The organism is Anaeromonas gelatinilytica (assembly GCF_016820635.1).
GTDB classification, from domain to species: domain Bacteria; phylum Bacillota; class Clostridia; order Tissierellales; family SIT17; genus Anaeromonas; species Anaeromonas gelatinilytica.
This window is the reverse complement of the sequence record NZ_WSFU01000094.1, coordinates 1-12,844: the sequence shown is the minus strand read 5'-3', so window position 1 is coordinate 12,844 and position 12,844 is coordinate 1. Positions and strand designations below refer to the sequence as shown.

Here is a 12,844-nt window from a genome sequence, read left to right as displayed (position 1 = left end):
ATTAACATAGCAGAAATAAAAAAGGGCATTAACTTTTAATAGAACCATAATGGAATGTAAACAAGGATGATACTCAGATGGTAAATACAATTAAAAAAGCTTTTAATAGAACCATAATGGAATGTAAACGTTGTATTAACAAAATTAATTTCATTTAATAGAGGACTTTTAATAGAACCATAATGGAATGTAAACAAATAAAGGGGTGGTGATATGGCTAAAGATGAAATACTTTTAATAGAACCATAATGGAATGTAAACATCTTTCTTTATCCTTGCCAAGTGTAAAGCCTTGTTCCTTTTAATAGAACCATAATGGAATGTAAACAGAAACTTGGCATTCTATTTGCTGGAGTATTTTCTTCTTTTAATAGAACCATAATGGAATGTAAACTTTGCATAGAATTATCATACATATATATATTATCTCTCTTTTAATAGAACCATAATGGAATGTAAACAATAATATCTATCTCCTAACAGTTTTTTTATAATATCCTTTTAATAGAACCATAATGGAATGTAAACGAAAAAACATATGAAACAGTGTATTATGATATGACACTTTTAATAGAACCATAATGGAATGTAAACTGTCTACTTCCATTTTTATGCGAGGTAGGTCTATACCCTTTTAATAGAACCATAATGGAATGTAAACACTTGTAATTTATACAAAATAATCCCTCCTAAAGTTTACTTTTAATAGAACCATAATGGAATGTAAACTGATAGAGGTTGCAGCCTACTTATCATCAAGCGATACCTTTTAATAGAACCATAATGGAATGTAAACGGTCGTGGGAGTGATTGAAATGTATAAATGTTTAAACTTTTAATAGAACCATAATGGAATGTAAACTAAGAAGAAGTATAGATAAATCATCAAGATCATCATTCTTTTAATAGAACCATAATGGAATGTAAACATAGAAGAAATTGTTAGTAATATAAAAGATACTGTAGCTTTTAATAGAACCATAATGGAATGTAAACATCTATATACAGTATTTATTATATATATTTTCACTTCTTTTAATAGAACCATAATGGAATGTAAACATAGTTGTTTTATCTGTAATTTGTGATGTACTGACATCTTTTAATAGAACCATAATGGAATGTAAACACTTATAACGCTTGGGAAAAAGATGGATAGGCTACAATAAACTAGACAAGAAAAATAAGGTCATGTAAACTAAATACAATAATATATATTAAGGAGAATGGTTTGTATGACTAAAAGACAAAGAAGAACTTTTACTGATGAATTTAAGGAACAAATGGTTAAATTATACGAAAGTGGTAAGCCTAAAAAAGATATTATTGCTGAGTATGACTTAACTCCTACCGCTTTTAATACTTGGATTAAAAGAAGTCAAGAAACTGGTTCATTTAAAGAGAAAGATAATCGCTCTCCGGAGGAAAATGAGTTAATTAAATTGAGAAAAGAGAACCAAAAACTTAAGATGGAGAATGATATTTTAAAGCAAGCGGCGCTGATATTAGGACGAAAGTAAATGTGATTAAAAACAACTCTCACAAATACAGTATATCAGCAATGTGCAAAGTCCTACAATTATCTAGAAGCACTTACTATTATGAATCCAAACAAAAAATAGATACTGATAAAATTACACCGAAGGTTATTGATATTTTCAAAGCTAGTCGAAATAATTATGGGACTAGAAAAATCAAAGTTGAATTAAATAAATTAGGTTTCATAGTTTCTAGAAGAAAAATAGGTAGAATAATGAAAGAAAATGGACTTGTATCCAATTATACTGTTGCTCAATACAAGCCTCATCCTAATAAATGTAATGAATCCAAAATATCAAATGAGCTTAATAGAAAATTCAATACTAATACACCTTATTCTGTAGTAGTAAGCGATTTAACTTATGTAAGAGTAGATAACAAGTGGAATTATGTATGTATTTTAATCGATCTATATAATAGAGAAATAATAGGTCATAGTGTAGGTAAATATAAAGATGCAAACCTAGTATATAGGGCTTTTTCAAGTGTATCTACCCGATTAGATAATATCACTCTTTTTCATACAGATAGAGGAAATGAATTTAAAAATAAAATAATTGATGAAGTATTAGACACCTTTAATATAAAGAGATCATTGAGTATGAAAGGATGTCCTTATGATAATGCTGTTGCAGGGGCAACATTTAAAATATTTAAAACTGAATTTGCTAAAAATTATCATTTTGAAAGTTTACAGCAGTTAGAAATAATGTTATTAGACTATATTAATTGGTTTAATAATTTTAGAATACATTCAACTCTAGGATATCTTAGCCCTAGAGATTATAAATTACATAACCTTAAAAAAACTGTCTAAATAACTGTTGACAATCCAAGATGTGTCTAATGTACTTTTAATAGAACCATAATGGAATGTAAACATTCAGGAACTACTTCGTTTTTATCTTCTAGAGTCCCTTTTAATAGAACCATAATGGAATGTAAACAGGTATATCTATATCCAGATATATATCTCCTGCATTCTTTTAATAGAACCATAATGGAATGTAAACTGATGTATAGTGGAGACACCTTCAATGCTTTAGATAACTTTTAATAGAACCATAATGGAATGTAAACAATTGAAAAACTTAATGGTTCATTAGAGGAGAAAGATCTTTTAATAGAACCATAATGGAATGTAAATAAATGAAATATACGAGAATGGGAAAAAAGAGACTTTTAATAGAACCATAATGAAATGTAATTTTTTACAATTTTGTCCTAGTACATCAATATCCACACCCTTATAATAGAACCAGAATGGTTGGATATATGTTATTAAATAATTTTATTTTTATGGAAGGAAATTTAGATTTAATATAGAATATATATTAATTCATAGTATTCAAGGTATATAAAAAGAGAAATGGCTATATACCTATATTTGAATGGATTGATATAGTATCTATAAGGAATTGAAACCTAGAACTTACTCAGGTAAGTTCTTTTTTAATGTCCTTATTGATATAGTACCTATAAGAAATTGAAATTGACATAAATGGACAAAAATATTCAAAATATTTTGAAGGAGTTTTGGTTTTTGTCTAGAATTGAATAATAAAGACGTAATATAAATTTAACTTCAAGGGGGATAAAAATGAGAATTAAACTTAAAATGACCTTTACTAAATTAAATTTACCAATTAACTATAATAGTATTATTCAAGGTTTTATTTATAATAATATTTCTGATGAAAAGTTTAGAAAATTTCTTCATGATAAAGGATTTAAATATGAAAAGAGGAACTTCAAATTATTTACATTTAGCAGAATAGAAGGGAAATATCAAATAGATAAGAAAAGAAAAAGGATATCTTTTGAGTCTCCTATTTATATAACAATTTCATCATTAGTAGATGAATTTCTAAATGATTTTGGTAATACGGTGTTGAATGAGAAAGAAATGTATTTAGGAGATAATAAAATAAATATAGAGAATATGGAGGTAGAAAATAAGAATATAAATAATGAAGAAATTGATATTAAGATGTTATCGCCTATAGTTATATATAGTACTGTAGATATACATGGTCATAAGAAAACTATCTATCATGCTCCAGGAGAGGCTTTATTCGATGAGTTAATATATGAAAATTTAAAGAAAAAATATAATGTGGTTTATAATGAAGAAATAAATAATGAAGATTTCAATATTCTACCTAAAAGGACTTATCCTGTTATTACTAGATATAAAGGATTTATAATAAAGGGTTGGCTAGGAGAGTTTAAAGTTAGGGGGGACAAAAAGTTATTAAAATTAGCTTATGATACAGGATTTGGAAGTAAAAACTCTCAAGGATTTGGCTGTTTTGAAATTCGAGAATAGAAAGGAGGTTTATAAATGCAAGAAGGTATTTTACAGGTTGGAAAGATTGTCTATGACGATAAAAATGCCTTATATAATTTGATTAAAAATATAGATATTAAAGATAAAAAAGATAATTATTATCATATAATTCAAATTAATTTTAATACAAAAAATAAGTGTATAGAGATAAAAGATTATGGGGAAATGCATAATAATTCTAATGAAGAATTACTATGGATAGGAACAGCTACAGGAGCGGTATCACCTCAGTGGTATACAACTGGAAATAAGTTAGAATATCTAATTTCTCAGACAATACCTAATATTATTTCTATGAATCTAAAAAAATTAAGTAGTAAATTACAAAATATATTAAATAGCTACTATTATGATATGGGCGAACAGAAGGGATTAAATAATAGATATAGATATGTAATAAATATTAATAAAATAAATAATGACTTTGAAAATATAGAAGAAATTTACAATGTAAACAAAAAAGATGTAAAAAAGACGATTAAAGATATATCTAAACGATTAGATAATTATATAAAGGATGAGTTAGGGCTTAAAACTAGAGATATTTCATTATATTTTCTATCTATTGATGATGAACCTGTAAGTAATAACGAAGACTATAGGGAAGCTATCAAGAATGAAAGATATGGTTTAGATGATAATAATAAAAAAGGACATTGTTCAGTATGTAGTAGTACAACTAAAGTAAGTGATGATACTAGTAAATTACAACTAAAGTTTTATACAACTACTAATATTAATTTTCCATCAAATTTTTCAAAGGGTAATTATGAAAAAAATATGCAAATATGTGAAAATTGTATGACTTATTTAATGACTGGAGAACAATATATAATAGATAATCTAAATACTAAATTAGCAGGTATGCCAGTATATATTATTCCACACTTTTTATTTGATCCTAAGTTTAAAAAAAGACAAATGGATAATATATCTAAAGGAATTAAGGATACTTTTAATCAAGCCAAAAATGTAGAGGAAATAGTTAAGACTGAAGATAATATAACAAATTTACTTGACCTGGTAGATCAAGAAAATTACTATTTATTAAATATTTTATTTTATAAAATAAATCAAAAGTCTGTTAAGGTACAAAGACTTATAAAAGATGTTAATCCTTCTAGATTTACAAAAATAATTCTTTCATCAAAAGATGTTCAAAATAAATTTAAAAAATTAATATCATATGATTTTAAAATGCCTTTAGGATTGCAATCAATATATTACTTAAATCCTGTAAAAATTAAAGATAGAGAGGTACAGGATTTTAGAAATTTATTATCTATATATGATTCTGTATTCAAAGGAAATATTATTAATAAAGAAGTATTAATAAAAGGCTTTATAAATATGATGAAAATTCATTATTTTAACAAAGAAAAACAATTTAATATACAACCTAATAAATATTTTAGTAGGGATATAATACAATCTAATATGCTCATAAAACTTTTAGAAGAAATAGGATGTTTAAAGGAGGGAGATGGAATGGATATAGAAAAATTAGACATATATGATCATATAAAAGATTATATAGAGGAAATGAATTATTCTGAAGAAGAATCATCATTATTTCTCTTAGGGTATCTTGTGGCTCAAGTAGGAAATAGACAGCATAGGGAAAGAGAAGGAAAGAAACCAATATTAAATAAGATCAATTTTAATAGCATGGATTTAAATAAAATAAAAAGATTATCCAGTGAGATCGTAGAAAAATTAAGGCAAAATGATGTTCTTAAATACAATGAAAAAGTATACTTTGCACATAAAACTTTATTGGACAAGCATATATCTCATTGGAATTTAAGCAAACATGACAATTTATACTATATTATGTCTGGATACGCATATGGAACAACTAAAGCCATGATGGGAAAGGAGAATAAAAATGATTAAAAATAGTGAAATTTTATTTTTATATGATGCTAAAATGACAAATCCTAATGGAGATCCTGATGAAGAAAATAGACCAAGAATGGATTATGAAAGAGAAATTAATTTGGTATCAGATTTAAGATTAAAAAGATATATTAGAGATTATTTTAATAATAATGGTGAAGATATATTTGTTAAAAAATTAGACGGAAAATCAGTTAAACCTGAAAAGATTGTAGATAAATTGAAAGATGATTTAGGAAAGAAAAAATTAGAAAGTGAGGATATATTAAATAACTTAATAGATGTTAGATTATTTGGAGCAACTATGCCAATTCAAGGCAGCACTAAAACTTTTACAGGACCAGTTCAGTTTAATTGGGGTTATTCACTAAATAAAGTTGAATTGATGGAATCCGCTATAACAAGTCATTTTGCTACAGGGGATAAAAATAGTCAAGGAGCTATGGGTAGAGACTATAGAGTTAAATATTCTTTTGTAGCTTTTTCGGGAGTAATTAGTGGAAATAGAGCAAAAGAAACACTGTTAAAAGAAGAAGATTTATCTAAATTAGATAATTCTATAGTTAAGTCAATACCTTTACTTGCTACTAGAAGTAAAGTTGGACAATATTCAAGATTATACTTAAGAGTAGAATATAAAGATAATGAAACTATTTTAGGCGATATGAGAAGTATGGTAAAACTTAATGAAATAAAACAAAATCCTAGAGATATATCAGAAGTAGAGCTAAGCTTAAAAGAATTATTTGCTTATTTAGAAGAAAACAAAGATAAAATAGATACAATTTATTATTATAAACACCCTAATATGAAAATTATAGAGGGAGAAATTACAGATATATTTAAAAAAATTAACTTAGTAGAAATTGGGTGATTTCTATGAAAAAAGATGTATTAATATTTGATATAAAAGGATATGCTGCACATTTTAGAAAATTTTATACTAATTCATCATCATTATCTTATAGTGTACCTCCTAGAACTACAATTGCAGGACTTATTGCAGCTGTATTGGGGATAGATAGAGATACATATTATGATGATTTTTCTGTAGAAAATGTAGATATAGCAGTAAAGAAAAATATAAAAACTCGAAAGATTTTACAAAGTGTGAATTATATGAAAATAACAACAAAAAAAGATTTTGAAAAACCAAAGAATCATACACAAATCCCTTATGAATTAGTATTATCTGATGCTGGAGAATTGAGCTATAGAATATATGCTAGTTTTGAAGATAATAATAAAATGGCTGAATTGGAAAATAGATTAAAGAATAAAAAATATTATTATAGTCCATTTTTAGGTGCAGCCTCTTTCAATTGTGGTATAAAATACTTAGGTAAAATATCAGGAGAAATAAAGAAGAGCAAAGATACTGTAAATATATCATCTATAATACCTTTAAGTAAGATAGTAGATAGAGGAGTAGTTTTTAGTAAAATAAATCCCAATAATTTTATGATAGTTAAGGAAAGAATGTCTAAAGAATTCAAAAGTGAACGAAATATTAAGTCAGTAGAATCATATATATATGATGAAAATATTAATACTTTACCGGTAAGGTTAAAATATGATTATTTAGAACTTAAATATAATGGAATTCAAGAAAATATAGTATTTATGTAAAGGATGATATATATGTTTGAGTCTCATCAAAATAAAAAATTAACAGAGCATATTATGGAAGTGACGGAAAAGGCCAAGGAATATAATTCTATTGATGATGAAAACATATTATTAGCATTAGAAATTGCTACAAAAGCTCATGATTTTGGTAAATATACAAGTTATTTTCAAAGGAGATTATACGACAATAATAAAAATCCTTTAGGTGATCATAGTTATATTTCAGCAATATTTGGTGCATATGTGGGACAAGAATTAATAGGGGAAGAAAGTTTTCTTCCTCTATTAATATATAGTGTCATACTTCATCATCATGGAAATTTAAAAGATATAAATGAAAAATTACCTAAAACTAAAAGAGATATAAATAATATTAAATGGGAATTAGATTTGATAGATAAACAGATAGATGATATGAAGAAAAATCATAATGAAATATATGAGGATTTAAAAGAGACTAATTTAGAGGATCAGTTTAAATCTTTTATTGAAAATAGACCTTATAAAGAAATACTCACTAATTTGAAACGAGTAAAAACTCAAATAGATATGGAAATGATAGACATAGACAAGATATTTTATATACATCAATTAATGTATTCTTCATTGATAGATGGAGATAAAATGAGTGCTTCCGAAACTTATAGTTATGGAATAAGTAATATATCCTATGATGAATTATTAAAGATTTATTCTAATGAATTTAAAAATAATGATGAATTATCACTATTAAGGAAAAAAGTATTTAATTCAATCCAAGAAAATATAGAAAAGAATTATGATGAAAGAATATTTTCTATTACAGCTCCTACAGGTACTGGAAAAACTTTAGCAGGATTTTATGCAGCAAGAAAGTTATCAGAGTATCATGGGGATAGAAAGATAGTATATGCTCTTCCTTTTACTTCTATAATAGATCAAAATTATGATGTAATAGTGAATCTATATAAAAAAACGGATAATTTCAAAGAAAACTCTAGTAAATATATAATAAAACACCATAGCTTAGAAGAGTCTCAATATAAAAGTGAAGAGACTGAATATGATACTGATCAAGCTAAATTATTGATAGAAGGATGGAATAGCTCTATTATAGTTACAACATTTGTTCAATTATTTGAGAGTTTATTGGGACATAGAAATAAGATGTTAAAGAAGCTTCATTCTATTAAAGGATCAGTGATAATATTAGATGAATTACAAAGTTTACCAATAAAATATTGGCAATTAATTGAGTATTTACTTAGAAAAATATGTGATGAGTTAGATTGTAGAGTTATAACGATGACTGCTACGAAACCTATTATATTAAATGACAGTATAGAATTATTGGATAACAATGGAATGTATTTTAAAAAATTAAATAGAGTTAATTTATCTTATAATAATAAAGTAGTTTCTATAGATGAATTTGCTCAGAATTTTAAAGATAATTTAGAAGAAAAATCTTATTTGATTGTATGTAATACAATAGGACAATCTATTGATTTATATAAAAGAATAAAAGATATAAATAGGGAGGTATTATATTTATCTACAAATATAGTACCTAAGGAAAGAAAAGAAAGAATAAAAATAATAAAAGATATAATGAATTTTAAGCCTATAGTAATATCTACTCAAGTAATAGAAGCGGGAGTTGATTTAGATTTTGATGTAGTTATAAGGGATTTAGCTCCTTTAGATAGCATAATACAGGCAGCAGGTAGATGTAATAGGAATAATAAAGATAAAGGTGAAGTAAAAGTAGTTAGAATGATTAAAGATGATAATGATCTATATGGTAAATATGTTTATGGAAATATGCTATTAAATATTACTCATGAAATATTGAAAGGAAAATCATTGGAAGAATCAGACTTTTTATATATAGTTGAAGAATATTTCAAAGAGACATATAAAAAGAAAAATACTAAAGATGAATATATGAAATATAGAGAGGCTATAGAAAAATTAGATTTTGATATAATAAAAGGATTTTCTGTGATAGAAAATAGACCAAACTATGTTGATGCGTTTTTTGAAATAGATGATGAAGCTATTGATTTGATAGAAGAGTATAAAGAAATAAAGGATGCGCCTAAATCAAAAGAAAAATATAATAGATTACTTAAAGTTAATAATAAGATGAGAAAATATATGATATCATTACCAGATAAATTTATTAAGGAATTTGATATTGATAGAAATTATAATATAGTAAGAATGCCTCGTGAAGATAAAGAAAGAGTGTACGATCAAAATATAGGATTCAATAGAGATGATATAGAGGGAGCTATCTTCTTTTAAAGGAGTGATTTAATGGAAGATATAAATGTGAATGGAACACTTATATGGTATTACTATATATGTAAAAGAGAAGTATGGCTTATGTCTAGAAGTATTACTGGGGATCAAGATAATAAATATATGGATATAGGCAGATTTATTCATGAAAGTTCCTATTCAAGAGATAAAAAAGAAATTTCAATAGGAAATATAAAAATAGATATATTAAAAAAGAATAAAGGAAATGTTTTAATAGGAGAAGTGAAAAAGAGTTCTAAGTATGAAGAAAGTGCAAAGATGCAATTAGCATATTATTTATATAAACTTAAAGAATATGGAGTAGAAGGACAAGGTGTACTTATGTTTCCTAAGGAAAGAAAAAGAGTTGAGATTGTATTAGATGAAGATATGATTAATAAAATTAAATATGTAGAAAAAGAAATATTAAAATTAATATATGATGAATATCCTTTACTGCCTAAGAAAACACGATATTGCAGAAATTGTGCCTATAGTGAATTTTGTTGGTCATGAGGAGGAGGCTATGAAAAAGATAATTTATATATTTAATGATGGAGAAATAAAGAGAAAGGATAATACTATATATTTTGAAACAGAAGATAAGAGAAATTTTATACCTATAGAAGATGTAAGTGACTTTTTTATATTTGGAGAGGTTAGTTTGAATAAGAAATTTTTAGATTATATTTCTCAAAAGGAAATAATAATTCATTTTTTTAATTATTATGGTTATTATATGGGTTCATATTATCCTAGAGAACATTTAAATTCAGGGTATGTTACATTAAAACAATCAGAGCATTATTTAGATGAAGAAAAGAGGTATAAAATAGCAAATAGCTTTGTAGAAGGAAGCTATAAGAACATGCTAAATGTACTTAAATATTATAGTAATAGAGGCAAAAATTTATCAGAAGTAGAAGAACATATAAAAACATTATCAAAAGAAATATATAGATGTGAAAGCATAAATGAATTGATGGGTATAGAAGGTAATATAAGAGAAATTTATTATAGGGGATTTGATGAAATATTAGAAGGAAGTGGATTTGAATTTATTAAAAGAAGTAGAAGACCACCAGAGAATAAATTAAATTCTTTAATTAGTTTTGGAAATTCAATGATATATGTAACTATATTATCAGAAATATACAAGACTCATTTAGATCCACGAATAGGATATCTACATAGTACGAATTTTAGAAGATTTACTTTAAATCTAGATATATCAGAAATATTTAAACCTATAATAGTTGATAGACTTATATTTACTTTCATAGGAAAAAAGATGATAACTGAGAAGGATTTTGAAGAAGATGTCAATGGAATAATTTTAAAAGACAAGGCAAGGAAAGTATTTGCCAAAGGATTTGATGATAGACTTAGAGCTACTATAAAGCATAGAGACTTAGGACGAAATGTATCATATAGAAGACTTATGAGAATGGAACTTTACAAGTTAGAAAAACATATAATCGGTGAAAAAAACTATGATCCATATATATCTAGGTGGTAGAGATGTTTGTTATATTAGTATATGATATAGGAGAAAAAAGAGTAGCAAAAGTACTTAAAACCTGTAGAAGATATCTTCATTGGGTACAAAACTCAGTATTTGAAGGAAATATATCGGAAGCAAATTTAGCAAAATTAAAATTAGAACTAAACAAAATTATTAAAGATGATAAGGATTCTGTTATAATATATTCTTTTAGAACTACTAAATATTCTTCAATAGAAATTATGGGTGTTAAAAAAGGTGGAGAAGAAAATTTCTTTTAAGATAAATTGTCGTCGACCTCCAGTAAAGTAAAAACCTCTGGAGACCGACGACAATTTTGTTTTATGAATAAAGATAAGGATTTCAATAACATTACTATTATAGAAGGAGATTTGATTTTAGTATAGAATATATATGAATGAGGATATTTTAAATTACGTCAAATTAACAATGAGTAAATACCTGTGTTTTAATGGGTTGATATACTACCTATGAGGAATTGAAACATTTTAAACGGAACTCCTATAAGTAGAAATGAAAAAGTTGATATACTACCTATGAGGAATTGAAACGCTGATGAAAATGATTTAGAAATCTACATCAAAGAGTTGATATACTACCTATGAGGAATTGAAACTGTAACTCAAGCAGAATATGATGCTTTACCACAAGAGTTGATATACTACCTATGAGGAATTGAAACATATTTTTACTTCTAGCTCTGCATTTTTTATTTCTTCCGTTGATATACTACCTATGAGGAATTGAAACTAATTGTAGTAGGTTTTCATGTGCTCGTACCAATCAGGTTGATATACTACCTATGAGGAATTGAAACTGGGTTGGAGGTAGTACCCAAATAAAAACACTTTGGTTGATATACTACCTATGAGGAATTGAAACACATATCTCCCTAATGGCACAGTAGTTGTACCTCACGAGTTGATATACTACCTATGAGGAATTGAAACCAATTTAAATTCTTGTTAATCCATTTTGTTATGTCTTGTTGATATACTACCTATGAGGAATTGAAACTTACAGAGATCAGAGGGGACACTTGTAGATGGAATTAGTTGATATACTACCTATGAGGAATTGAAACGTACTTCTTTTTCATCCTCTAGATTAACGGTATAAAGTTGATATACTACCTATGAGGAATTGAAACTTGATTTGTCACAGGTGATTTTGATTTTTAAATCAAAGTTGATATACTACCTATGAGGAATTGAAACTTGTATCCAGTTTCCTATGGATATATGTCAAGAAAAGTTGATATACTACCTATGAGGAATTGAAACATATTTCTTGTCCTGCTTTCAGGTATTCTGTTTCATCGTTGATATACTACCTATGAGGAATTGAAACGAAAATACGATATAAAATATATGGCTAAAAATTCAGAGTTGATATACTACCTATGAGGAATTGAAACTTTTCTGGACTTCAAAACGTTATAAGTGGATTAAAAGTTGATATACTACCTATGAGGAATTGAAACGCAATCTACTCCCATTTACCATAGCAGTTTCATAACTACGTTGATATACTACCTATGAGGAATTGAAACGAAGAATATGAAGATTTAAAGGAGGGATAACGGTGAGGTTGATATACTACCTATGAGGAATTGA

General features: G+C 26.2%; 9 protein-coding genes and 3 CRISPR repeat arrays. All 9 genes read left to right on the top strand.

Annotated elements, in window-relative coordinates; translation table 11 throughout:
• Positions 1 to 32: 32 nt before the first annotated feature.
• Positions 33 to 1,129: direct repeats of the CRISPR family, unit length 30 nt; unit sequence CTTTTAATAGAACCATAATGGAATGTAAAC.
• Positions 1,130 to 1,235: 106 nt separating this feature from the next.
• The 9 genes from GOQ29_RS08170 to cas2 all read left to right on the top strand — a co-directional run bounded on the left by GOQ29_RS08170 (position 1,236) and on the right by cas2 (position 11,488).
• A protein-coding gene (locus tag GOQ29_RS08170; RefSeq protein WP_203372165.1) for an IS3 family transposase occupies positions 1,236 to 2,356 on the top strand; the annotation gives its coding sequence in 2 pieces (ribosomal slippage) (positions 1,236 to 1,485 and positions 1,485 to 2,356; 1,122 coding nt in all).
• A 33-nt stretch (positions 2,357 to 2,389) separates the two neighbouring features.
• Positions 2,390 to 2,748: direct repeats of the CRISPR family, unit length 30 nt; unit sequence CTTTTAATAGAACCATAATGGAATGTAAAC.
• 391 nt (positions 2,749 to 3,139) lie between these two features.
• Complete coding sequence (gene cas6 / locus GOQ29_RS08165; RefSeq protein WP_203372164.1) at positions 3,140 to 3,868, top strand: CRISPR-associated endoribonuclease Cas6; 729 nt, start codon at positions 3,140 to 3,142, stop codon at positions 3,866 to 3,868.
• Positions 3,869 to 3,883: 15 nt separating this feature from the next.
• Positions 3,884 to 5,785 carry a TIGR02556 family CRISPR-associated protein gene (locus GOQ29_RS08160; RefSeq protein WP_203372163.1) on the top strand — a complete coding sequence of 634 codons (1,902 nt, stop codon included), beginning with the start codon at positions 3,884 to 3,886 and terminating at the stop codon, positions 5,783 to 5,785.
• Entirely contained in the window at positions 5,778 to 6,662 is an 885-nt protein-coding gene (cas7b, locus tag GOQ29_RS08155) for a type I-B CRISPR-associated protein Cas7/Csh2 (protein WP_207750676.1), read from the top strand. The genes GOQ29_RS08160 and cas7b overlap by 8 nt, the downstream gene beginning before the upstream one ends.
• Before the next feature lie 5 nt (positions 6,663 to 6,667).
• A complete protein-coding gene (gene cas5b, locus GOQ29_RS08150; RefSeq protein ID WP_203372162.1) occupies positions 6,668 to 7,417 on the top strand; it encodes a type I-B CRISPR-associated protein Cas5b in 750 nt (249 codons plus the stop codon).
• 12 nt (positions 7,418 to 7,429) lie between these two features.
• Entirely contained in the window at positions 7,430 to 9,706 is a 2,277-nt protein-coding gene (gene cas3, locus GOQ29_RS08145; protein WP_203372161.1) for a CRISPR-associated helicase Cas3', read from the top strand.
• Between the two features lie 12 nt (positions 9,707 to 9,718).
• Positions 9,719 to 10,219 (top strand): CRISPR-associated protein Cas4, encoded by a 501-nt coding sequence (cas4, locus tag GOQ29_RS08140; RefSeq protein ID WP_203372160.1) that lies wholly within the window; start codon positions 9,719 to 9,721, stop codon positions 10,217 to 10,219.
• Positions 10,220 to 10,229: 10 nt separating this feature from the next.
• Entirely contained in the window at positions 10,230 to 11,222 is a 993-nt protein-coding gene (gene cas1b, locus GOQ29_RS08135; protein WP_203372159.1) for a type I-B CRISPR-associated endonuclease Cas1b, read from the top strand.
• 2 nt (positions 11,223 to 11,224) lie between these two features.
• Entirely contained in the window at positions 11,225 to 11,488 is a 264-nt protein-coding gene (gene cas2, locus GOQ29_RS08130; RefSeq protein ID WP_203372158.1) for a CRISPR-associated endonuclease Cas2, read from the top strand.
• Between the two features lie 195 nt (positions 11,489 to 11,683).
• A CRISPR array of direct repeats spans positions 11,684 to 12,780; the repeat unit is 30 nt; unit sequence GTTGATATACTACCTATGAGGAATTGAAAC.
• Between the last annotated feature and the right edge of the window lie 64 nt (positions 12,781 to 12,844).